General features: G+C 65.1%; 20 protein-coding genes. 14 read left to right on the top strand and 6 right to left on the bottom strand.

What is annotated here, in order from left to right; all coding sequences use genetic code 11:
• Positions 1-99: 99 nt before the first annotated feature.
• Positions 100-717: a TetR/AcrR family transcriptional regulator gene (locus ABD231_RS35575; protein WP_344162426.1), complete on the bottom strand. Its 618-nt coding sequence runs from the start codon at positions 715-717 to the stop codon at positions 100-102.
• Between the two features lie 101 nt (positions 718-818).
• On the opposite strand from ABD231_RS35575, the gene ABD231_RS35580 reads away from it, so the two are divergent.
• Positions 819-2,258: a dihydrolipoyl dehydrogenase family protein gene (locus ABD231_RS35580; RefSeq protein WP_344162429.1), complete on the top strand. Its 1,440-nt coding sequence runs from the start codon at positions 819-821 to the stop codon at positions 2,256-2,258.
• A gap of 157 nt (positions 2,259-2,415) precedes the next feature.
• Here the strand turns inward: ABD231_RS35580 and ABD231_RS35585 are convergent, their stop codons facing one another.
• Positions 2,416-3,435: a LacI family DNA-binding transcriptional regulator gene (locus ABD231_RS35585; protein ID WP_344162432.1), complete on the bottom strand. Its 1,020-nt coding sequence runs from the start codon at positions 3,433-3,435 to the stop codon at positions 2,416-2,418.
• Between the two features lie 195 nt (positions 3,436-3,630).
• Between ABD231_RS35585 and ABD231_RS35590 the strand changes: the two genes are divergently transcribed.
• The 6 genes from ABD231_RS35590 (at position 3,631) to ABD231_RS42280 (ending at position 11,042) form a co-directional block, all read left to right on the top strand.
• Positions 3,631-4,605 carry a nucleoside hydrolase gene (locus ABD231_RS35590; protein WP_344162435.1) on the top strand — a complete coding sequence of 325 codons (975 nt, stop codon included), beginning with the start codon at positions 3,631-3,633 and terminating at the stop codon, positions 4,603-4,605.
• Positions 4,606-4,638: 33 nt separating this feature from the next.
• A complete protein-coding gene (locus tag ABD231_RS35595) occupies positions 4,639-5,664 on the top strand; it encodes a BMP family lipoprotein (RefSeq protein WP_344162439.1) in 1,026 nt (341 codons plus the stop codon).
• Positions 5,665-5,729: 65 nt separating this feature from the next.
• Positions 5,730-8,471 carry an ATP-binding cassette domain-containing protein gene (locus tag ABD231_RS35600; RefSeq protein ID WP_344162442.1) on the top strand — a complete coding sequence of 914 codons (2,742 nt, stop codon included), beginning with the start codon at positions 5,730-5,732 and terminating at the stop codon, positions 8,469-8,471.
• Positions 8,468-9,427, top strand: a complete 960-nt coding sequence (locus ABD231_RS35605; RefSeq protein WP_344162445.1) for an ABC transporter permease — start codon at positions 8,468-8,470, stop codon at positions 9,425-9,427. The genes ABD231_RS35600 and ABD231_RS35605 overlap by 4 nt, the downstream gene beginning before the upstream one ends.
• Positions 9,424-10,380: a ribokinase gene (locus ABD231_RS35610; RefSeq protein ID WP_344162447.1), complete on the top strand. Its 957-nt coding sequence runs from the start codon at positions 9,424-9,426 to the stop codon at positions 10,378-10,380. The genes ABD231_RS35605 and ABD231_RS35610 overlap by 4 nt, the downstream gene beginning before the upstream one ends.
• Before the next feature lie 293 nt (positions 10,381-10,673).
• Positions 10,674-11,042: a DUF6069 family protein gene (locus ABD231_RS42280; RefSeq protein ID WP_425554241.1), complete on the top strand. Its 369-nt coding sequence runs from the start codon at positions 10,674-10,676 to the stop codon at positions 11,040-11,042.
• On the opposite strand, the gene ABD231_RS35615 is transcribed toward ABD231_RS42280, so the two are convergent.
• Positions 10,930-11,898, bottom strand: coding sequence for a helix-turn-helix transcriptional regulator (locus ABD231_RS35615; protein WP_344162450.1), 969 nt, complete (start codon positions 11,896-11,898; stop codon positions 10,930-10,932). The two genes, ABD231_RS42280 and ABD231_RS35615, sit on opposite strands and share 113 nt — an antisense overlap.
• A gap of 164 nt (positions 11,899-12,062) precedes the next feature.
• On the opposite strand from ABD231_RS35615, the gene ABD231_RS35620 reads away from it, so the two are divergent.
• The gene (locus ABD231_RS35620) at positions 12,063-12,896 is read left to right on the top strand and encodes an SDR family NAD(P)-dependent oxidoreductase (protein WP_344162453.1); all 834 of its coding nucleotides are present in this window, start codon (positions 12,063-12,065) and stop codon (positions 12,894-12,896) included.
• A 12-nt stretch (positions 12,897-12,908) separates the two neighbouring features.
• Here the strand turns inward: ABD231_RS35620 and dmpG are convergent, their stop codons facing one another.
• From dmpG to ABD231_RS35635, 3 genes are read right to left on the bottom strand one after another with little or no spacing between them, the layout of a single operon-like run.
• Positions 12,909-13,919 (bottom strand): 4-hydroxy-2-oxovalerate aldolase, encoded by a 1,011-nt coding sequence (gene dmpG / locus ABD231_RS35625; protein ID WP_344162456.1) that lies wholly within the window; start codon positions 13,917-13,919, stop codon positions 12,909-12,911.
• Positions 13,916-14,860 (bottom strand): acetaldehyde dehydrogenase (acetylating), encoded by a 945-nt coding sequence (locus ABD231_RS35630; RefSeq protein WP_344162459.1) that lies wholly within the window; start codon positions 14,858-14,860, stop codon positions 13,916-13,918. Before ABD231_RS35630 ends, dmpG begins: the two co-directional genes overlap by 4 nt.
• Entirely contained in the window at positions 14,857-15,654 is a 798-nt protein-coding gene (locus ABD231_RS35635; protein ID WP_344162462.1) for a 2-keto-4-pentenoate hydratase, read from the bottom strand. The genes ABD231_RS35630 and ABD231_RS35635 overlap by 4 nt, the downstream gene beginning before the upstream one ends.
• A 103-nt stretch (positions 15,655-15,757) precedes the next feature.
• Here ABD231_RS35635 and ABD231_RS35640 point away from each other — a divergent pair, with 103 nt between their 5' ends.
• From ABD231_RS35640 to ABD231_RS35665, 6 genes are all read left to right on the top strand, one after another.
• The gene (locus ABD231_RS35640; RefSeq protein WP_344162465.1) at positions 15,758-16,471 is read left to right on the top strand and encodes an IclR family transcriptional regulator; all 714 of its coding nucleotides are present in this window, start codon (positions 15,758-15,760) and stop codon (positions 16,469-16,471) included.
• 159 nt (positions 16,472-16,630) lie between these two features.
• Entirely contained in the window at positions 16,631-17,566 is a 936-nt protein-coding gene (locus ABD231_RS35645; RefSeq protein ID WP_344162468.1) for an ABC transporter permease, read from the top strand.
• A complete protein-coding gene (locus ABD231_RS35650; RefSeq protein WP_344162471.1) occupies positions 17,563-18,432 on the top strand; it encodes an ABC transporter permease in 870 nt (289 codons plus the stop codon). Before ABD231_RS35645 ends, ABD231_RS35650 begins: the two co-directional genes overlap by 4 nt.
• A gap of 28 nt (positions 18,433-18,460) precedes the next feature.
• Entirely contained in the window at positions 18,461-20,128 is a 1,668-nt protein-coding gene (locus tag ABD231_RS35655) for an ATP-binding cassette domain-containing protein (protein ID WP_344162473.1), read from the top strand.
• The gene (locus ABD231_RS35660) at positions 20,125-21,750 is read left to right on the top strand and encodes an ABC transporter substrate-binding protein (RefSeq protein ID WP_344162476.1); all 1,626 of its coding nucleotides are present in this window, start codon (positions 20,125-20,127) and stop codon (positions 21,748-21,750) included. Before ABD231_RS35655 ends, ABD231_RS35660 begins: the two co-directional genes overlap by 4 nt.
• 183 nt (positions 21,751-21,933) lie before the next feature.
• Positions 21,934-23,565, top strand: coding sequence for an ABC transporter substrate-binding protein (locus ABD231_RS35665; protein WP_344162478.1), 1,632 nt, complete (start codon positions 21,934-21,936; stop codon positions 23,563-23,565).
• Positions 23,566-23,575 lie beyond the last annotated feature (10 nt).

A 23,575-nucleotide genomic window follows, 5' to 3' on the forward strand; every position in this document is an offset into this window, starting at 1 on the left:
GCCAAGCGCCGACACCGCGTCTGTGTCGGCGCTTTCTCATGGCTGGGTATATCTGGGGCCCCGAGCGAACACGTGTTCCGCTCGGGGCCTCGCTCTCGTTCAGGACTTCTTCGGTGTCCTCTTGCCTGTCTGCTCCTTGGCGTGCGCTTGGAGGAGTCCGTCGGTTCCGCGCAGGAAGGTTTCGCAGACGAGTTCAGGGTCGTACAGGCAACCTGCGGCCATTGCGCCGTCGCGCATCATCACGTAGTGCCTGGCGGCATGTTCGGCGGGTTCGACTCGGATGCGCGCCAGTAATCCAGTGATGACGTCCAGGAACCACTGGCGGTGGGCGACCACGGCCTGGTTCACGGGGTGCTCGGGATCCGGGTACTCGGCGGCAGCGTTCAGGAAGGCGCATCCGCGGAAATCGGCGTCGCGGATGACCGCGGCAATGGATCTGCTGATCGCCCGGAGGGCGTCGGCGGCCGGCGCGCCGCCGGCGACGGCGTTCTCCGTCCGCGCCCGCTCGGATGCACTTGCCTCCGTGAGGTAAGCGAGGATCAGGTCGTCCTTGCTCGGGAAATGCCGGTAGAGCGTGGCGCGTGTCACCTGCGCCTCGGCCACGATGCGATCGATGCCGACGGAGTGGATCCCTTCGGCGTAGAAGAGCCGGGCCGCCGTGCCGAGCAGGCGGGACCGGGCTTTGGAGGGCCGCCTTTCGGCGTCGGTGTGTTCCATGGAACTGAGTGTATCAGGTAGAACGTTCTGTCTTGACAGAGTGAATCGATATTGGCATTCTAGTGGGAGTAGAACGATCTGTCTCATAGAGGAGTAGTGACATGACTGCCGAGACCTACGACGTCGTCGTCATCGGTGCGGGACCGGTCGGCGAGAACGTCGCCGACCGGGTGGTCCAGGGTGGCCTGAGCGTCGCCATCGTCGAGCGTGAACTGGTCGGCGGTGAGTGCTCCTACTGGGCGTGCATGCCGACGAAGGCGCTGCTACGCAGCTCCGCCGCACTTCGCGCCGTTCGGAGCCTGCCCGGGGCGCGGGAAGCGGTGACCGGCGATCTGGATGTCGAGGCGGTCCTTCGCCGTCGCGACGCTTTCGCATCGAACTGGAAGGATGACGGGCAGGTCGCATGGCTGGAGTCTGCTGGGATTCCCTTGTATCGCGGCCATGGTCGGATCACCGGCGGCAGATCGGTCGAGGTGACAGGTGAGGACGGCGCCAAGACGACCCTGACGGCTCGGCGTGCGGTTGTCGTCGCGACCGGGAGTAGTGCGCTGGTCCCAGATATCGACGGGCTACGAGCTGCGGCACCATGGACCAGCCGCGAAACGGTTGCTGCGAAGGAGGTTCCGGGCCGGCTCGTCATCATTGGCGGGGGAGTGGTGGCATCGGAGATGGCGACGGCATTTGCGAGTTTGGGTGCGTCGGTGGAGATGCTGGCCCGTGACGGCGTGCTGCACATGCAGGAGCCGTTTGTCGGTGAGCGGGTGAGTGAGGCGCTGCGTGAGGCGGGCGTGAAGGTACACGTCGGTGCTGAGGCCGGTGCCGTCCGCCGTGACGGCGATGGGACCGTGCATATCACCCTCACAACCGGTGAAGAGATCGAGGCGGACGAACTGCTCGTTGCGATCGGCCGAACGCCGAACACCAATGACATCGGTCTGGAAACGGTCGGATTGAAGCCGGGGTCGTGGCTGACTGTCGACGACGCGATGCGTGTCGTGGCCGATGACGACCAGCCTGCTGCTGATCCTTGGCTCTATGCAATCGGCGACGTGAATCGCCGCGTTCTGCTGACCCATCAGGGCAAGTATCAAGCCCGTGCGCTGGGTGACGCGATCGTGGCCCGCGCGAAGGGCGAGACGGTCGATGTGACTGCCTGGGGCCGGCACGCGTCAACAGCGGATGAGCGCGCGGTGCCGCAGGTGGTGTTCACCGAGCCGGAGATGGCGGCGGTGGGGCTGACGGCCGCCGCTGCGGAGGCTGCGGGTCTGCGCATTCGGGTTATCGACTACGACTTGGCCGCGACGGCTGGTTCATCGCTGCACGCTGAAGGATACGAGGGTCACGCCCGGATGGTTGTCGACGAGGATCGCAAGGTGATCGTCGGCTTCACTCTCGTTGGTCCGGATGTGGCGGAGCTGTTGCATGCAGCAACGATCGCTATCGTGGGCGAGGTGCCGCTGGATCGCTTGTGGCACGCTGTTCCTGCCTTCCCCACCGTCAGCGAGGTATGGCTGCGGCTGCTGGAGGCGTACGGCCGCTGACCTCGCCGGCCGGCGCCCCGGGCCACCAGGCCACGGGGCACCGGCGAGACGGCGAGCCCCAGTAACGGACGCCGCTGCGGGAGAAGATGACCACCGTGCTGCGTCGGCCGGACGCGCTCGTGGCCGCTGACGCACGTTGACGGGGTGGAGTGGTGTCTCAGCTCGCAGGTGCCGTTCTGCGCTGTGAGGACGCGCCGAGTTCCAGGGTTGGTGCGAGGCGGTTGCGGTGGATCGCTCCGTCGTCGCTCTCGATACGGCCGAGGAGAAGCTTCATCGCTTCGGCGGCGATTGACGACACGGGCTGGACCACCGTGGTGAGGCTAGGCCAGAAGACCCGGGCCAGCTCGCCCCCGTCGAACCCGGTGACCAGCAGGTCCCGCGGAACGTCGTACCCGAGCTCTCGCAGCTTCGAGATCACGCCGACGGCGATCTGGTCGGATCCGCAGACGATGGCGTCGGGTAGCGGCCCGGCGCGGTGGATGTGGTCGGCAGCCCCGGTGCCGCTCGCGAAGCTGAATTCGCTGCGGTAGGTCGCGCGGACGGTCATGCTGTGCTGTCGCGCCAGTCTGTGGAAGGCATCCCACCGCTCGACCCCGTTGATCGACGCGTCGTCGGAACCCGCGAAGGCGACGGTGGCGACGTTCTGCTCGGCGAGGTGCTCGAAGACGAGTTGCAGGCCGAGCAGGTTGTCCACGCCGACGAAATCCGCGACGGGTCGGTCGGTCGCCCGGTCGACCTGTACGACGGGGAATCCCTCGGGGAGGTTGGCCAGCGACTGTGTCGAGGCCGTGCGGTCGGAGGGGATGATGAAGATGCCGTCGACGCGGCGTTCGTGGAACACCCGGACGCGGCGTACTTCCTCGTCGATGAAGCCGTGCGAGTCTGCCAGCAGCAACTCGAAGCCGGCGCGGTTGAGCTCGTCCTCGATGGCATCGACCAATTGCGAGAAGAACGGGATGCCGATCACCGGCACGATCATCCCGACCAGCCGGGACGATCCTTGACGCAGGGCTCGGGCCACTGGGTCGACCCGGTAACCCATCTCCGCGGCGATCGCGCGGACGCGCTCGATCATCTCCCGCGAGACGCGAGGTTTGCCGGACAGTGCTCGCGAGGCTGTGGCCGTCGATACTCCGGCACGGGCCGCAACATCGGCCAGTGTGACCGTCCTCGCCACGGGCGACTCCTTTGGCTCATCTGCATTTGCGTAATCGGTTACGCACTCTCCGAGAGTACCAAACGTCGCGGTTGCGGACTCTTGACAGCGAATCTCCAGCGCGGTTCCCTGAGGGAGTTGCGCAATCGATTACGCATCTCTTACGCAGACGCTACCACTGTTGTGGTGCCACTCGCAGAAAGAAGGCAGACGTCAATGGAGAAGATCATTCTGGACTGCGACCCCGGGCATGACGACGCCATCGCGATCCTGCTGGCGGCTGGCAACCCCAGCGTCGACCTGCTCGGCATCACGACGGTCGCGGGCAACCAGACGATCGAGAACGTCACGCGCAACGCGCTGTCCGTGTGCACCGCGTACGGCATCCAGGTGCCGGTGGCGCGCGGCGCGGCCGGTCCGCTGGTCGGTCCGCAGGCGCTGGCGGCGGAGATCCATGGCGAGTCGGGGCTCGATGGTCCTGTCCTGCCATCGGCGTCCTTCGAGCTCGACGACAGGCATGCTGTCGACTTCATCATCGACACCGTCATGGCGCACGAGCCGCACACTGTGACTCTGGTGCCGGTCGGGCCGTTCACCAATATCGCACTCGCCATCCGCAAGGCGCCGTACATCGTGGATCGGGTGAAGTCGGTTGTCGTGATGGGCGGAAGCCTGACACGCGGCAACATCACGCCTGCGGCCGAGTTCAACGTCTACGCAGATCCTGAGGCAGCCGAGATCGTGTTCCGGGCCGGCTGGGACGTGACCATGGTCGGCCTGGATCTGACGCATCAGGCGTTGGCCCGCCCCGAACTTCAGGACCGGGTGCGCGCCGTTGGTGGTCCGATCAGCGAGTTCGTGCTCGACATCTGGGCCTGGGTGGGCACGGCGATGGACGACGTCCTCCAGATCGAGGCGCCGGCGGTCCATGACGCCTGCTGCGTCGCGGCTCTCATCGATCCCAGTGTCTTCACAGTGGCGAAAGCCGATGTACGGGTCGAAATCACGGGGAGGTGGACGCGGGGCATGACCGTCGCCAACTTCGAATCGGCGTCGGGGATGAAGCATTTCGGCGGTACGGCGACCGAGCAGGTCGACTACCGCACGAACGTCGCGCTGGAGCTCGACTGGCCGAAGTTCGCCGGCTTGATCGTCGATGCGCTCGAACGTCTTACCAGCGCGCGGTCCTGATCCCTGCACCGCGCGATCTCAGAAAGGAAAGCCATGAATCTCAAGCGGTACCATCTGACGGCTGCTGCCGTCCTGCTCAGCGTCGGTCTGAGCGGCTGCGGCGGCGCAGACGTGAGCAGTGGCACGACGACGAAGTCCATTGCCAACGTCGTACCCGGTGCTCTCGGTGACCAGAGCTTCTACGACGACGCGCAAAGTGGCGTCGCCGAACTGGAGTCGAACGGCTACAAGACGACAACCCTCCAGGCCGACGCCAACAATCCCGCGCAGTGGAAGGCGAACCTGCAATCCGTCTCGACCGGGCAGTGGGGGCTGGTCGTGATGGGCAGTTCGACCGCTGCGGACACCATGGCCGAGACCGCCCAGAAGTTCCCGAACCAGCACTACCTCTTTTACGACGGCGAGATCCAGGCGCCCAACGTCGCTTCCCTGACCTACAAGCAGAACGAGGGCTCCTTCCTCGCCGGCGTGCTGGCGGCTCTCGTCGCGACCGACCCGAAGGACTTCCCGCTGTCGTCCGGCAGCAAGACCATCGGTCTGGTCGGTGGTATGGACATCCCGGTGATCAACGACTTCGTCAGCGGCTTCAAGGCGGGGGCGACGGCGGTCGACCCGACGGTCAAGGTTCTGACCAGCTACGTCGGATCCTTCAGCGACTCGGCCAAGGGGTACGACCAGGCCAAGGCGATGTTCGACCAGAAGGCGGATGTGGTCTACCAGGTGGCGGGCGGCGCCGGCATTGGCGTGCTGCAGGCCGCGAAGGACGCCCGGAAGTATGCGATCGGTGTCGACAGCAACCAGAACAAGGTGCAGTCGGGTCACGTGCTCGCGTCGATGCTGAAGCACGTCGGAACGTCGATCGTCCAGGCGTCCCAGGAGAACGAGAAGGGCACGCTCGCCTTCGGCAAGACCCAGTCCTTCGGTCTGGCCAACGACGGTGTCGGGCTGGTCTACGACGATAACGGCGGACTCGTGCCGCAGTCCGTCGTGGCCAAGGTCGACGACTACAAGAAAAAGGTCGTCAGCGGCGAGATCAAGGTGCCGACCGTGCTGGATTGAGCCTGGGCTGGTGGCGACGGTCGCCCCGTCACCGACCGGCCCGCGCTGTTCTCTGGAGGAGAACAATGGATCGACCCATCCTCGAGTTCCGGGGCATCACCAAGTCGTTCGGTTCCAAGGTCGCCAATGACGACATCTCGCTCACGCTCAGGCGGGGGACGATCCATGCGATCGTCGGTGAGAACGGAGCCGGGAAGTCCACGCTGATGAACATCATCTCCGGGAATCTGCAGCCCGACTCCGGACAGATCGTCGTCGACGGTTCGCCGGTCGTGGTCAGTGACCCGAAGAAGGCGGATTCGCTCGGCATCGGCATGGTGCACCAGCACTTCAAGCTCGTCCCTTCGCTGACTGTCGCGGCCAACATCTTCCTCGGCGGCGAGGTGCGCAACCGTTTCGGCGCACTCGACCAGCGCGTGATGGAAGAGCGGGTTCGAACACTCTCCATCGAGCTCGGTCTTCGAGTCGATCCACGGGACCGCGTTCAGAACCTCTCCGTCGGCGAACGACAGCGGGTCGAGATCGTCAAAGCGCTCTCGCACGACACCCGCTTGCTCATCCTCGACGAGCCGACCGCCGTTCTGACGCCGGCGGAGACCGACGAACTGTTCGTGGTCCTCCGGAAGCTCGCCGCCCAAGGCTGTGCTGTCGTCTTCATCTCCCACAAGCTCGGCGAGGTCCTGGCGATCGCCGACGAAATCACTGTCGTCCGCGACGGAAAGGTCGTCGACACCCGGCCGGCGACAGGACTCACCGAGGCCGATATCGCTGCCATGATGGTCGGCCGCGACGTACTCCTCCGGATTCAGCACACGCCGGCTCATCCCGCCGAGGAGGTTCTGCGAGTGGAGGGCCTGTACGCCGTCGACCAGCGCGGGGTAATCGCGGTCAACGACCTGAGTTTCGCCGTGCGTCGTGGTGAGATTGTCGGGATCGCCGGAGTCGAGGGCAACGGTCAATCCGAGTTGGCGGCCGCCATCGCCGGGCTGTCGCCGCCGCCCCGCGGCACCGTGACGATCTCCGGCCGCGACGTGACCAAGGCATCCGTCGCGGATCGCCGCAAACGCGGGCTCGCCTACATCCCGGAGGATCGGCATGAGGAGGGCGCCGCGCCCTCGCTCAGCATCGCCGACAATATCGCTGCCGGGCACCTCGGCACACCGATCGCACGACACGGCTGGCTCTCGCTCTCGGCGATCCACCGGTACGCCCAGTCGCTGATCGCGAAGTTCGACGTCCGCGGTGCCACACCGGACACCGCCATCGGCGCCTTGTCCGGCGGCAACATGCAAAAGGTCGTCATCGCGCGTGAGTTCGAGGCCGAACCTGACCTGCTGATGGTGTCCCAGCCGACGCGCGGCGTGGATGTCGGCGCGATGGAGTTCGTGCACAACTCGCTGGTCGCTATCCGGGATCGTGGCGCCGGGGTGCTGTTGTTCTCGGCCGACCTGAATGAGGTGATGAGCCTGTCCGACCGGCTCCTCGTGATCTATCGCGGGACGATCATCGCCGAATTCATTCAGCCGAACATCACGGAGGTCGCGGTTGGACTCGCGATGGCCGGCGTCTCGCCGACTGCCGGAGCCCGCGCCGAGGCGGAGGCCGAGCACGAGACTGTCGCCCGTGAATTCGAGTCCGGTCCGCGGGTGGCGGACGGAGCCGAATCGGTCGATCCCGTCGAGACAGCGGACACGACCGCGCTGCCCGCACCGGGGCCTGAGCCGGCCGACGCTGAACCCACCGGCCGGCGACGATGGGCGGGATTCGTCGAACGCGTGCTGAAAGCCTTGATCGGTGCCATCCAGCCGGTGGTCGCCGTACTCGTCGCCCTGACCGTGGGTGCCGTGATCATCCTCGCGATCGGCCACAACCCGGGGGCCGCGTACGTCGAACTCTTCGCATCGCCTTGGCGGACCCCGTTCGGCATCGGCAGCGTCATTGCCATGTTCGTCCCGCTGACGATCATGAGTGCGGGGACGATCATGTCCTTCCGGGCCGGGTACTTCAACATCGGGGGAGAGGGACAGCTCTACCTCGGTGCGTTCTTCGGCGCCTTCATGGGATTCACCTTCCAGGGCCTCCCGCCGGTCGTCCACATCACGCTCGTGCTGCTGACCGGCGCGATTGCGGGTGGAGTGTGGGGTTTCGTTCCCGGCGTGCTCACCGCACTCCTGCGTGTCGACGTCGTCGTAGTCACGCTCCTGATGTCGCTGGTAGCCCTGCTGATCACGAGCTTCTTCGTCACCGGTCCGTTCCGCGATCCGCGGGCCACGTTGGCCGGCTCGCCCAGGATCGACTCGTCGGCGGTCCTGCCTGTGTTCGATCCGGCGTACGGGCTCGGGCCCGACCTGTTCATCGCGGTGGTGATCGCGGTCGTAGTCGGGGTCGTGCTCGGCCGGACAACCTGGGGACTGCGGATCAAGGAGATGGGGGAACGCAATCGATTCGCCGACTACATCGGCGTCTCCACGAGAAGCATGGCCATGCAAGTGATGTCAGTCAGCGGCGCGGTCGCCGGCTTGGCCGGTGCCTTGTTCGTGATCGGCCCGAACGGCGGCCGTTTCCTGCAGCAGTTCTCACCGGGGTTCGGCTTCCTGGCGATTACCGTTGCCTTGCTCGCGCGGCTGAACCCCTGGGCCTCGCTGCTTGCTGCGCTCTTCTACGCCACGATGATGGCCGGCGGCACCGGAATCCAAGCCGTGGGCATCCCGTTTCCGATGGTTAACGTCCTGCAGGGACTCATCGTGATTGCCATCACCGCTGTCTTCGTCGTGGGCCGGCGCAGGAACCGGAAGGCCGCAGCATGAACGAGATCCTGGCCCAGGTCCTGACCATGGGTACGCTCGCCGTCATCCTCGCCAAGACTGCCCCCATCCTGCTTGCTGCGATCGGCGGTGGGTTCACCCAGGTCGGCGGCATCCTGAACATCGGACTCGATGGCATGATGCTGACCGGCGCGTTTCTCGGCGTCGCAGTCGGAGCCGTCACCCACCCGTTGGTCGGCGTCATCGCGGCGCTCGGCAGCGCGGTTCTTCTTGCGCTGGTCTATGCGCTTGCACACCTGGTTTTCAAGGCAGACAACGTGGTTGTCGGCATCGGGATCAATCTACTCGCCGCCGGCTTCACTGTCCTTCTCCTCACCGTGCTGTACGGCAACGCCGGCGCGACACCCGGCGACGTCAAGTCGAACCTGCCGCCGATCGACCTCGGGTTCGTCGGCCAGATTCCCATCCTCGGTGCGCTGCTGAACAGCCAGACCGCATTGGTGTGGCTGGCACTGATCTTCGTACCCGTCTATTGGTTCGTCCTCTACCGCACTCGGTACGGCGTCCATCTGCGTGCCGTCGGCGAGGACGAACCAGCAGCCGTCGCGGCCGGCATTCCGGTGACCCGGGTCAAGTTCATTGCCGTCCTCGTCTCTGGCGGGTTGTGCGGTCTGGCCGGTGCGCAACTGGCGATGGCGTCCGTCGGTTCGTTCACCGCGGGTATGACGTCGGGGCGAGGCTTTATTGCAGTGGCGGCCATCATCTTCGCGCGTGGACGCCCTGTCCCCACGCTGATCGCCTGCCTGGTCTTCGGTACGGCGGACGCTGTCGCGGACCGTCTCGCCCTCGGCGGTGTGAACTCCTCGCTCGCGCTGCTGACGCCGTATGTGATCACGATCGTGGCGCTGACCGTCGCCGGCGTACGCATGCGCATCGCGGTCAGGACCCGAACCAGGAAGGGGTTGCAGCAGGCGGCAGCCTGGGGCGTGCGCAGATGAACATGACGGCGGAAAAGCCCGGCACCCGGGTTGTGGTGGTCGGCAGCGCGAACCTCGACATCGTGGTACGGCAACAGCGGCTCGCACGCCCAGGAGAGACGGTGAGGGGTCACCAGATCTCGATGGAGTCCGGCGGGAAGGGATTGAACCAGGCGGTGGCCTTGGCACGCGCCGGAGCGCCAGTCACATTCCTGGGCCGAATCGGTCGCGATGTCTTCGGCTACATGCTCCGCCGGACGCTCGTTGCCGAAGGCATCGATGTCACCAACCTTGTCGCGGACAGGAACCGATTCACGGGTTCGGCGATCGTGTCCGTACTCGACGATGGAGAGAACTCCATCGTGGTCGTGGCTGGGGCCAATGAGTCCGATGAATGGACATCGCGTGAGAACGCCGCCGTGCAAGGGGTCGGGGCGGTCGTCGCGCAGCTTGAGCGGCCGATACCGTTGATCCGGACAGCTTTCGCAGCCGCCCGGAGGATCGGCGTACCGACTTTCCTCACTCCGGCCCCGGTATCTCCAGACGTCCGCGAGCTGCTTGATTTGACTGATGTTCTCCTACTCAATGAAGGCGAGGCCCGAGAGATCGCCGGCGAACCGGAGACCACCCAGGCCGCCAGGGCGCTCAGCCGAGAGGTTGGACTGGTCGTGTTGACGAGGGGAGCCCAAAGCACTCTCATCACGCGGAACGGCGCCGTGGTGCACGAAGAGCCGGCACGCACGGTTCCTACCCTGGACACGACCAGCGCAGGAGACTGCTTCGCGGGCTACTTCATCAGAGGACTGGTAGCGGGCCATGACATCAGCCGGTCGGCCCGAGACGCGACGACCGCCGCGTCACTGTGTGTCCAGCGACCAGGGTCGTCCTCGTCAATCCCGTCGCTGAACGAGGTTCGCGAAGCCGACAGCGGAGGCCGAGGTGGTGCTGAACAACTGCTCAGCTCAGACCGGTGAGACGCGGGCGTCGCGGACCTGTTCGCCAGGTTCGACGGTGTCCAGCAGGCGCCGGTTCTCGGGTGGCGGAGCACCGACAGGTTCAGGGGGTCCGGAATAGCTGGGCGACCTTTGGTGTTCCAACGGACAGTGTCTTACTGTCATTGGTACGAAATGTGAACTAATTCACCGGGAGTTGTGGGATGACTGCGACGATGATCGATACGCGGCGGACCGCGCTGGGCGCTGGTGGCCGGGTGGCGGCTCTGGCTGGTGCAGCCGTGCTTGCGATGGGGGTGAACTTCGTGGTGGCGATGGCGGCCATCGCTCTGGGAGCCAGCGCGGAGTTCAAGCCCCTGACGCTCCCCGTGTTCTCGCTGCTCACCGTTGCCGGCGTCGCTGCTGGGTTCGGTGGATGGGTTGTCGTGGCACGTCGTGCGAAGCGTCCTGACGCGGCCTTGCAGATCATAGTGCCTGGGGTTCTCCTGTTGTCGATGATCCCGGACTGGTTCTTGCTGACTACGGGCTTTCTTCCCAACTCATCGGGGATCGGAGTCACGGCACTGGTGCTCATGCATGTGGTGGTGGCCGCAGTCGCTGTGCCTGTTTACGCACGCGTGCACCCGGTGTCCCCCGATCGGGCCGGCGTTGCTCTTGCGGGGTTGCGCTCTCCGTTGCCATGAGAGGACGTTCTGCGCCGGCTGTGGAGGCGCTCCAGCTGGCGAGGAGCTTCAACGATTCTGCTGCGGAGCTCTCGGGCTCGGCGAAGTAGACGACCAGGTTCTGCTGGTCGTCGCCCGCCATGATCAGGTTTTGCCAGTGCAGATCGAGGTCGCCAACCAAGGGGTGATGGAGGCTCTTGATGCCGTGGTTGTGGACAATGACGCGCTGGTCGGCCCACCATGCGGAGAATTCCCTACTGTTCACCATGAGTTCGCCGACGAGGTTCGATATCCCCTGGTCGTCAGGATGGCGCCCGGCTTCCATCCGCAGCGAAGCAACCATCTCCGCGGCGCGCACAGGCCAGTCGCGGAACAAGATTCGGGCCTGAGGGTCGAGAAGCATCCAGCGGGTGTAGTTCCGCTGGATGGCGGGCATGGCCTCGAAGTCGGCCAGCAGCGCACGGCCGAGGGCATTGATTGCGAGGACCTCGGTACCGCGGCCAACGACGAGCGCCGGCTGGTCTGCCAATGAATCGAGGAGCAGTTGAGCGGGCCGTCGAACCCGCTGCACGCTGGGCGCGTGGGTAGGTCGCTCCAGGACCGGACGGCAGAGGTCGTACAGATGCTGGCGACCCGCCTTGTCCATCAGAAGCGCCCGGGCTACGGCGTTGATGACGGAGTCGGAAGGGCTGGCTTTGCGTCCCTGCTCAAGGCGTGTGTAGTAATCAGTGCTCACACCAGCAAGCCGCGCGACCTCCTCACGGCGCAGCCCTGGGACGCGGCGCGGGACGGTGTCAGAGACCAGGCCGACGTCTTCTGGGCGTAGCCGCGCCCGCTGGGCCTTGAGAAAGGCCGCGAGCTCCGTGGAGGGCGCCATACAGCTCATTCTCCCGTATCTCGCCTGGACCAGGCCGCCGCTGCCAGGGCCTGGTGGTCCCTGGCAGGCTGGACCCCGGTGAGACGGGCCTTGTCTGGACCCACTTTTCGGCTCGGTCAACAGGTTGTCTTGAGAGGGGAATCGAGCGAACAAGGAGAACTTGAGTGAGCATCTGGTTTGTCACTGGCGCCTCGCGGGGCTTTGGCGCCGAGATTACGAGGGTTGCGTTGGAGCGCGGGCACAAGGTGGTTGCGGCGGCCCGCAAGATGCAGGCGGTCCTCGATACGTTCCCTGATGCCGGCAATGCGCTGCTTCCGGTCGAGCTGGACGTCACGGATCCGGAGCAGATCGACGCCGCGGTCGACGCCGCGGTGGAGCGATTCGGTGGCATCGATGTTCTGATCAACAATGCTGGGCGAGGTCTGCTTGGCGGGGTCGAGGAGTGCCTGGACACCGACGTCAGGGCGCTCTACGAGGTGAACGTGTTCGGCCTGCTGGCGGTGACCCGTGCGGTGCTGCCGATGATGCGTGCGGCGAAGTCCGGAACCGTCGTGAACATCTCGTCGGTCGGAGGTTTTGTGAGCGCACCGGCCTGGGGTCTCTACGCGTCCACGAAGTTTGCCGTCGAGGGGTTGACCGAGTCCTTGCGGGACGAGGTCGAGCCGTTGGGAATCATTGCTGGCGTTGCCGAACCGGGCTACTTCCGGACGGACTTCCTGGACGGTTCGAGCCTGCATATCACCGAAGGCATCGCAGACTACGGCGATTCGATCGTCGGCCGGACGCGGGCTCTCGCCGCCAGTATCAACCACCGGCAGCCGGGTGATCCGGCCAAGGGGGCTGCCGTGATCGTCGATGCCGTTGACGGCGGCGCCTTCCCGCTCCGGCTGTTCGTCGGGAGCGACACCGTCGCCATGGTGACGGAGAAGATCGATGACGTGCGTGCCGAGCTAGACCGTCAGCGTGATGTCGCTGTCACGACGGACCACGTCGACTAGCTTGCTGGCCGCTCACGACGCCGCAGCGGCGAGGTCGAGTGCGATGTCGGTGATCATGTCTTCCTGGCCGCCGACCATGCCGCGGCGGCCGGCTTCGACGAGGATCGCGCGGGTGTCGAGGTTGTAGCGTGTTGCTGCGGCTTCGGCGTGGCGGAGGAAGCTGGAGTAGACGCCTGCATATCCGAGCGTCAGCGTTTCGCGGTCGACCCGGACTTCGCGGTCCTGCAATGGACGCACCAGGTCGTCGGCGGCGTCCATCAGCGGGAAGAGGTCGCAGCCGTGGTCGAGGCCCATCAGGTCGGCAACGGCGATGAACGCCTCGATCGGGCAGTTACCGGCCCCGGCGCCTTGCCCAGCCAGCGAGGCGTCTACTCGAATCGCGCCGTTCTCGACCGCAACGACGCTATTGGCGACGCCGAGGCCGAGGTTGTGGTGGGCGTGGATGCCGATCTCGGTCGCCGGGCTGAGGGCATCCCGGTAGGCGCGGACCCGTTCCCGTACACCGTCCATGGTCAGGCGGCCGCCTGAGTCGGTCACATAGACGCAGTGCGCGCCGTACGACTCCATGAGTTTCGCCTGCCGCGCGAGCAGCGCGTGGTCAGCCATGTGGGACATCATGAGGAACCCGGCTACGTCCATGCCCAACTCGCGAGCGGCGCTGATGTGCTGGGCGGAGACATCGGCTTCGGTGCAGTGTGTGGCGACCCGAATCGACCGGATGCCGAGGCGATGTGCCTGTCGAAGGTCGTGCAGCGTGCCGATGCCGGGCAGCAGCAACGTGGTCGGGATGGCGTTGCGGGTGGCGTCGCAGACCGCTTCGATCCATTCCCAGTCGGTGTGCGCGCCGACGCCGTAGGTGATGCTGGAGCCGGACAATCCGTCGCCGTGGGCGATCTCGATCGCACCTACGCCCGCCGCATCCAGTGCCGCGGCGATCGTTCGCGCTTGCTCCACGGTGTAGCGATGCCGGATGGCGTGCATGCCGTCCCGCAGTGTCACATCCTGGATGTACAGGTCGGTCATCGGGAGTTCTCCTGCCGGTGGGCGGCGATGTGCTCGGCGGTTCGCAAGGCCGCAGAGGTCATGATGTCGAGATTGCCGGCGTAGGAGGGCAGGTAGTGGGCGGCGCCTTCGACCTCGAGGAACACCGACACCTTGACTGCGTCCGCCGGCGCGCCGACCGGGACCAGTTGATGCAGCGGGTCGTCGTTGGTGAGGCTCTCGTACTGAACCTTCTGCTTGAGCCGGTAGCCGGGCACATAGGCCTGCACACGCCCCACCATCTCCTCGATCGAGGAGGTGATGGCCGCCGTGTCGGCGCCGGACACGAGGCAGTGAACGGTGTCACGCATGATCAGTGGGGGCTCGGCGGGGTTGAGGACGATGATCGCCTTGCCGCGCGCGGCGCCACCGACCTTCTCGATCGCGGACGCGGTGGTCTCGGTGAACTCGTCGATGTTGGCGCGCGTTCCGGGTCCTGCCGAGCGTGAGGAGATCGACGCGATGATCTCGCCGTAGTGCACCGGGGTGACGGCATCGACCGCGGCCACGATCGGGATGGTGGCCTGCCCGCCGCAGGTGACCATGTTGATGTTGCGGGCATCGAGGTGGTCGCCAAGATTGACCGACGGTACGACGTATGGTCCGAGTGCCGCGGGCGTGAGGTCGACGACTGTGCGGTCCAACGCACGAAGGACTTCGTCATGGCGCCGGTGGGCGCCGGCCGAGGTCGCGTCGAAGACGAACTCGACCTCGGCGAACTCGTCCAGTTGCACGAGACCGTCGACGCCGTCGTGCGTCGTCGCGACTTTGAGCCGGCGAGCTCGGGAGAGTCCATCGGAGTCCGGATCGATCCCGGCCATGGCGGCCATCTCCAGGTGCTCCGACAGCCGCAGTACCTTGACCATGAGATCCGTGCCGATGTTGCCCGAGCCAATGATCGCCACCTTCGGGCGGCCGCTCACGGCTGGATCCCCTCAGGGGCGAAGCTGATCCGGACGGAGCCGAGGTCTGAGATCCGGGCGGTGAAGACGTCGCCGGGCGTTGCGGGAACCATCGGCCCCAAGGCGCCGGTGAGTACGACGTCGCCTGCGCGCAGCGGCTCACCACGTCGAGCCAGCGTCGAGGCGAGCCACGCCGCAGCCTTGAGCGGGTCGCCCAGGCAGTCTCGGCCGGAGCCCTCGGAGACGAGCTCGGTACCGCGGTACATCTGCATCCTGACCTCGGCCGGTTCGACGTCATTGATGGACATGCTGGTGTCCCCGAGGACGAAAAGGCCCGACGACGCGTTGTCGGCCACGGTGTCGACGATGGTGATGTCCCAGCCGGCGATCCGGCTGTCGACGATCTCCAGAGCAGGGGAGACGAACGCCGTCGCGGCGCGCACGTCGGCTGCGGTGCAGTCGCGACTGGTGAGGTCAGTTCCCAGGACGAGTGCGATCTCCGCTTCGATCTTGGGTTGCAGGAGCTGTCCTGCGGGCACCGATCCACCGTCAGGCAGCGCCATTGTGGAGAACAGTGCTCCGAAGTCGGGTTGATCAACGCCGAGTTGCCGTTGGACGGCCGGCGACGTGAGCCCGATCTTGCGTCCGATCAAGCGATGCCCGGCCGCGATCAGGCGCTCGGTGTTGAGACGCTGTACCTCGTAGGCGGCATCGACGTTGCCGTTGGCGAAGAGATCGCGAACCGGCGGACATGGTGTGCCGGTGCTGGCCGCGGTCGCGAGGAGTTCCGCGGCCTTCTGGACGGCAGTGCTCATGCTCGTGAACCTCCGAAGGGCGTTGCTGTGAACTCAGATATAGGCCAAACAGGAGAGGTGTGCCAAAGTTTGTTCCGTGCGACGGAACCAATCGACCGGCAACATGCTGGACAAGGCGATGGCTATCCTGGCTGTGTATAGGCCAGGCGGTGGGTCGTTCCGTCTTACGGAACTTGCAGTCAAGGCGGGTTTGACCAAAACGACCGCCTTCCGCCTGATCGGTGACCTGGTCCGGCTCGGCCTGCTGGAGCGAGAGGAGGAGCGATACCGGCTGGGCGGCGCCTTGTTCGAACTGGGTTCCCTCGTGCCGCGCCGGCACGACCTTCGCGAAAGCGCGTTGCCGTTCCTTCAGGACCTCTTCGAGAGCACGCGCCAAACCGTCCATTTCGGAATTCGCGACGATCGCGATGTCGTGTACCTGGAGCGCATCCACGGCCATGACGCCCTCCTCCTCCCGTCTCGGATCGGCGGCCGGCTGCCGCTCACCTGTACGGCGATCGGGAAGGCACTGCTCGCCTTCTCACCGCCTGAACTGGTGGAGAGGGTTCTCGCCGATCGATTGCCACAGCTGACCGCGTTCTCGATCACCGACCCGGTCCGCCTCCGGACAGCGCTGGAGCAGACACAGGTGTCCGGGCTCGCATACGAGGAACAGGAAGCGGCGCTCGGTGTCAGCTGTATCGCAGCGCCCGTGTTTTCTGGCGCGGTGGCAGTCGCAGCCGTGTCGGTGGCGGTCCCGCGCGAGCAATTTCGGCCCGCGAACTTGGCCCCGGCCGTGCGGACGGCCGCCCTCGGTCTGTCACGGGCACTCAAGTAGTCGCCAAGCTGGGTCCCGCTCGACGTCTGTCGCACCGGTAGCTCCGTTGCTTCGACATCGGTTCGTTGTTTGCCGATGAAGGCACACCCACACTGAGGCCTCTCAGCTCGTCACCCCCTGATCGAGTCCAGGAGTGCGCCGATGAAGTTCGCCTTGTGGTTGGCCCGGCGGCTGCTCGCCGTGATTGTGCAGTTGGTGGCCATCTCGGTCGCCATTTTCGGGGCGCTCTATCTGACGCCCGGAAGGCCCGAGCAGATTCTGCTCGGGACCAACCCGGCGACGCCGGAAGCGCTGGCGGCGATCCGCGCCAGATACCACCTGGACGACTCGGTGGTGGATCAGTATCTGCACTGGCTCAAAGGCGCGCTGCAACTCGACTTCGGCCGATCGATTCAGACCGGTCAGACCGTGACCGAGGTGCTGGGCGGTCGGCTGCCGACCTCGTTGTTCTTGGCGGGATTCGCCCTCGTCATCGTGCTGGCCGTCGCGATTCCGCTTGGTCTGCTGGCCGGCGTCAAGGCCAATTCAGGTGTCGACCGCGCCATCACGACGATCTCGACCGTGGGAGTGAGCGCGCCGGCCTTCGCGCTCGGCATTGCCGCGCTGTACGTCTTCGGGGTGGTCCTCGGCTGGTTTCCGGTCTACGGCGCCGGGGACGGCTTCGTGGACCAGCTCTGGCACCTGACCCTGCCGGCCTTCACCTTGGCAATGATGGTGACGGCGCTGGTTGCCCGTCAGACGCGCGCAGCGGCGCTGACAGTCAACGACCAGGACTTCATGACCTTTGCGCGAGCCAGAGGACTGCCCCAGCGGATGCTGTGGGGCCGATATCTCCTGCGTAACAGCTCGCTGCCGGTCGCCACGGCGATTGGGCTGGTCCTCGTCTCGTTCCTGGGCGGAGCCGTTGTCGTTGAGCAGACTTTCTCGCTGCCCGGAGTCGGCTCGGTGCTGCTCAGCTCGATTGCGAACAAGGACGTGCCGATGGTTCAGGGGGCCGGAATGTTCGTCGCGCTGTTGACCTTGCTGGCGAATCTGTTCTCGGACGTGTCCTACCTCGTCCTCGATCCTCGGCATCGGAAGCGGGTGCTCGCATGAGTACAGGGATCCAGGTCGACCAAGCAGCGGTCGGCGCGACGCCGTACCGACGGCGCCTTTCGATCGTGGTTCCGCTCGCGTTCCTCTGCGTCGCAGCCCTGCTGGTGATGGCGACGCTGGGCAGTTTGCTGGCACCACAAGATCCGACGGCGCAAGACCTTCTGTCCGCCGCCGCCGCACCAGGAGCCGGTCATCTTCTGGGCACCGACAGTCTCGGCCGGGACATCCTGTCCAGGGTGCTGGTCGGGGCCAGGCCGGCGCTCATCGGGCCGCTGGCGGTCGCGGCGGGCGCCGTGATCCTCGCCGTACTGCTCGGCCTCCTTGCGGGATTCAATGGCGGCTGGATCGAGACACTCATCGTGCGCATCGGTGACCTGATGTACGCGCTGCCGGGCTTGCTCGTCCTCATCGTCGTGGCGGGACTGTTCGGCGGCGGCTACTGGGTAGCGGTGGTCCTGATGATCATCCTCGTGTCGCCTGCCGGGATGCGCCTGGTTCGGTCCGCTGTGCTCACCCAGCGGAACCTGCCCTACATCGAAGCGGCACAGACGTTAGGGGTGAACAAGACCCGGTTGATGCTCAGGCACATCCTGCCGAATGTCGTCCCCACCGTCGTCGCGATGTTCCTGCTGGATTTCGTCGGCGGACTGGTCGCACTGTCGACGCTGTCGTTTCTCGGTGTGGGATCGCCGCCAGGATCAGCGGACTGGGGTCTGATGCTGGCGGAGAACAGGCCGCTACTCGACCAGAATCCCTGGGCCGCGATCGCTCCGGCGCTGCTGCTCATCATCGCTGCGTTCTCGGTGACGATCCTTGGCGACTGGCTGCACGCCAGGCTCGAGAAGGGCAGGTCTGCCCGTGACTGACACTCTTCCCGACCTCAGGAGATCCGCAATGCCGACCACCGATGCAGGCTTGCTCTCGGTCAAGGGGCTCTGTCTTCGCAACGTTGCCGGACGCAACTTGGTCAGCGATCTGAGTTTTACTGTCGGCCCTGGTGAGACCGTCGCACTCGTCGGCGAGTCGGGATCGGGTAAATCTCTCACAGCAAAGGCAATCATCGGGCTGTTGCCCAAGGGCATCACTGCCTCGGGCGAGATTCTGCTCGGTAGTGAGGATCTCCAGGCTGCGTCGGCCAAGCGCATGCGCGAGGTCCGAGGCGGACGCGTCGGCTTGTTGCTGCAGGATCCGTTCACCATGCTCAACCCGCTCATCCGAGTCGGCACGCTGCTGGGAGAGACCCTTTGTTCCCAGCGACGGGCGGCGGGGGAGCCGAAGCGCTCGAGCGCCGAGCTGAAGATCGAGATCCGCCGTCGACTGCAGGAAGTGGGGCTCGCCGCGGGCACCGACCGGAAATATCCGTGGGAGCTGTCCGGCGGTATGCGCCAGCGAGTCGGCCTGGCGGCCACCGTCGCGAAGGATCCGGCGTTGCTGATCGCGGACGAGCCGACGACTGCTCTGGATGCCACCACGCAGAGGGAGGTGCTGCTGCTCCTGAAGCGCATCCAGGAGGAACGCGGGATGGGTCTGCTGCTGATCACCCACGACCTGCGAGTCGCATTCTCCCTGAGCGACCGGGTGCTGGTCATGTCGCAAGGATGTCTGCTGGAGGACGGCGATCCTGACACCCTCCGCGAGGATCCTAAGACCGAGTACACCAAGAAGCTGTTGGCAGCCGACCTGCCGCGCGGATACTGCCGTACGGAGCTGCCGGTTGTCGACCGGCGTCCGCTGCTTAAGGTAGAGAACCTGAGAAAGCAGTTCAACACTCGGCAACGCAAGACTGCAGCAAGGACGGCATGGGCTCTCAAGGGCGTCAGCCTGGAGCTTCAGGACGGCGTGAATGTCGGAGTCATCGGCGAGTCCGGCTCGGGCAAGACGACCTTGGCCCGCTGTCTGCTGGGTCTGGAGCGGCCCACCTCCGGCACGATGGAGGTCGACGGCCGCCGCTACGAGAATCTGGCGGACCTGAGCCGCCGCGACCAGGCCGCGGTCCGGAGCACGATGCAATGCGTCTTCCAAGATCCGTACTCGTCGCTCAATCCCTCGCACAGCATCGGCTACATCCTGGCCGAGGCCATCAAGCTTCGAGCCCACCATGACATCGCGCCGGAGGAAGTGGCAGCGGAGACGGAGGCGCTGCTCGGCGAGGTCGAGCTGCCCGCGGACTTTGTGAAGCGCCTGCCCGTCAGCTTGTCCGGCGGACAGCGTCAGCGGGTCGCCATCGCCAGGGCGCTTGCCATGCGCCCAAGAATCCTGCTGTGTGACGAGCCGGTCGCGGCGCTCGACGCCTCGGTCCAGGCGCAGGTCCTGGAGCTGCTGCGGAAGGTCCAGGCCGGAGGCGTCAATCTTCTGTTCATCACCCACGATCTGCCGGTCGTGCGGCAGATGACCGACGAACTCGTGGTGCTTTTCCGTGGCGAGGTCGCCGAGCGCGGCCGCACCGCCGACGTCATCGACAACCCTCAGCACGCCTACACCAAGCGGCTGCTGGCCGCGGTTCCCACCGGGACCAGGGATTGGCTGCGGGAGGAAACCAACTTCTCTGGAGGTCAGTTGTGAAGATTTACAAGGTTCCTACACGGAGTGGAGTGATTCGTACGACGGCAGCCCTGCTCGCAGCGGGTCTGCTCGCGACCGGGTGTTCGTCCTCGGCTGAAGGTGATGCCGAGTCGGCGGTGGTGCCGAAAGGCACGAACGCGCAGATCGACACGTTGACTTGGGGCACTACAACAGGTCCGCGCAGCCTCGATTTCAACCGTGCTTTCGACAGCAACTCATGGCTGACCTGGGGCGAGTTGGCCGAACCGCTGCTGACGATCGACAACAGCGGCAAGCCGATTCCCAAGCTGGCGGCTTCGTGGACGGAGACGCCGGGCAAGATCGTCTTCACGCTGCGGAAGGGCGTCACCTTCTGGGACGGCAAGCCGCTGACTGCCGAGGATGTGGTCTGGTCACTGAATCGCGCCGGTGACCCGAAGCAGGCCTCGGAGTTCGCCTCGTTCTGGGTCAACGTCGCCTCGGTGATGGCTACTGGACCGGATCAAGTCACTCTGACGTTGAAGAAGCCGGACGCAACCTTTCTCTTCAGCCTGCGAGTTCCCCGGGTCTATCAGAAGGCACAGGCGCTCGTGACGGGAGCAAATTTCGGCACGCCAAGCGGCCTCGTGATGGGAACCGGGCCGTACACGATTGACAAGTTCTCGCCGGCGACTGGGGCGACCATGACTCGTTTCGATGGCTACTGGGGTACCAAGCCCGCGGCCAAGAAGATCGAGGTCAAGGTCATCTCCGACCCAGATGCCATGCGACTGGCCGTGCAGTCCGGGGAGGTCGATGGCACCTTCGACGTTCCTCTTGCCAGCGCGCCGTCGTGGGACAAGATCGAGAAGGTTGCCACCACCTACGGTCCGTCGACTGGGGCTACGTCACTGATTCTGGACATCACCAAGCCGCCGTTCAACGACGTTCATGCACGCCGTGCCGTTGCCCACAGCATCGACCGGGCCGGGCTGGTCAAGGCGTTGCAGAACGGCCACGGCTCAGCAGTTCAGGACCTCGCGCCGGCGTTGCTGTGGCAGAACTACGCCTCGGAGTCCGAGGTCAAGGACCTTCTCTCCGGCCTGCCTTCGCTTGATTTCGATCTGAGCAAAGCGAAAGCGGAGCTCGCCCAATCGGCCACTCCTGGAGGCTTCTCGCTGACTGCCTACGCGCCATCGGAGATCCCTCAGCTGGCAAAGGCGCTGGAGGTACTCAAGAAGAGCCTCGGCGAGCTCGGCATCACACTGACAGTCAAGCAGGTCGCGGTCGCTGCCTGGATCGGCAGGGTGACCGGCGCGGACAAGGATCCCTTGGCCGTCATGTCGTACGGTGCGGTTTCTGCCGACCCGCTCGGCAGTGTCCTGACTCTCCTCGCAAACCCCGGCGCACCAGGCAGCTTCAGCACGTATGCGCCGGAGACGCTGAAGGCAAGTCTTGCCGACTACAAGCAGGCAACCAAGGATCGCCAGCTCGAGATCGCCAAGACCGTGCTGACTCAACTCTCGACCGACCTGCCGATCGTGCCGATCTCGACGATCGCCGTAGGCATGGCGTTGAACAAGAAGTATGTCTACACCGAGCAGTTCACCTCATGGTTCTCGGTCGGCGACGAATGGGCCCACTCGATCAAATCCACCCAGTGAATCCTCGCGCCCACAGACTGACCCATGGCGAAAGTCCTCAGCACGATCGGCGCTCCTACATCTGATGAATTCGGCGTCGGGATCTTCCGATGTGTGTGCCTGTGCGCGGCCGGAGCCTGCAATTAGATTCGGGCGAATTCCTGGGGACGACCATGTGGTGCAGAACTTCGGTGGAGGCCCGTTGTGAAGATTCAAAGCCTGATCGGCCGCAGTGGAGTGGTTCGTGCAGCAGCAGCTGTGCTCACCGCCGCTCTGCTCATGGCAGGATGTGCATCCTCGGACGATGGTGACACCAAGTCGGCGCCGACGGCCGTCCCCAAGGGTACCGACGCGCAGATCACAGCGCTGAACTGGGGCGTCGGCTCAGGACCGCGCAGCCTCGATTTCAACCACGCAGTGGATGGCCCTTCATGGGTTGTCTGGGGCGAACTGGCCGAACCTCTCTTGACCGTCGACAACAGCGGTAAGGCGATCCCCAAGCTGGCCACCTCGTGGACTGAGACACCTGGCAAGATCGTCTTCACCCTGCGGAAGGGGGTGAGGTTCTGGGACGGCGAGCCGCTGACCGCCGAGGATGTCGTATGGTCACTGAATCGCACAGGTGACCCGAAACAAGCCTCGGAGTTCGCCCCGTTCTGGGTCAACGTCGCCTCGGTGAAGGCCACCGCGCCGGATGAAGTGACTCTGACGTTGAGGAAGCCGGACTCGACGTTCCTGTTCAACATGCGTGGTCCCAGGATCTATCAGAAGGTCCAAGCGCTCAAGGCGGGAAATGGCTTCGGTACGCCGACTGGACTGGTGATGGGTACCGGGCCGTACCGGATCGACAAGTTCTCGCCGGCGACCGGCGCGACCATGACTCGTTTCGATGGCTACTGGGGTACCAAGCCCACGGTCAAGAAGGTCGAGGTCAAGGTCATCTCCGACCCAGATGCCCTGCGGCTGGCGCTGCAATCGGGGGAGGTGGACGGCACGTTCGAGTTCCCGTTGGGCAGTTCGTCGTCCTGGGACAAGATGGATTCGGTGGCGACCATCTACGGTCCGTCAAGTGGTACTACGTCCGTGATTCTGGACACCACCAAGCCACCGTTCAGCGATGTCCACGCGCGCCGAGCTGTTGCCTACAGCATCGACCGTGCAGGCCTGAACAAGGCATTGCAGAACGGCCACGGCTCACCCGCGCAGGATCTTGCGCCGTCGTTGCTGTGGCAGAATTACGCTTCGGAGTCGGAGGTCAAGGAATTCACCTCCGGATTGCCCCGGTTCGATTTCGACCTGGCCGCAGCGAAAGCGGAACTCGCAAAGTCGGCGACTCCAACAGGGTTCTCGCTCACTGTCTATGCTCCGTCGGAGATTCCCCAGTTGGTCAAGACGCTGGAAGTGCTCAAGAAGAGCCTGAGTGAACTCGGTATCACGCTCACGGTGAAGCAGGTACCTGTGGCGGCCTGGGCAGGCCGGGTCACCGGCGCCGACCGGGACCCGTTGGGCATCATGCTGGCCGGCGCTGTTTCTGCGAACCCGCTCGGGCATGTCCTCTCGCTCTTCGCAGACCCGGGCGCCCCCGGCAGCTACAGCACCTATGCGCCGCCGACGCTCAAGGCAAGTCTTGCCGAGTACAAGCAGGCAACCAAGTCTCGTCAGCTTGAGATCGCCAAGACGGTGTTGACCCAGCTCGCGAACGATCTACCCGTTGTGCCCGTCACCGTGATTGACACGAGCCTGGCCCTGAACAAGAAATACGTCTACACCGAACAGTTCACCTCGTGGTACTCGGTCGGCGACGAGTGGGCGCACTCTATCAAGGCTGCCCACTAGATCACTCGAC

It is taken from the genome of Kribbella yunnanensis, assembly GCF_039529655.1.
GTDB classification, from domain to species: domain Bacteria; phylum Actinomycetota; class Actinomycetes; order Propionibacteriales; family Kribbellaceae; genus Kribbella; species Kribbella yunnanensis.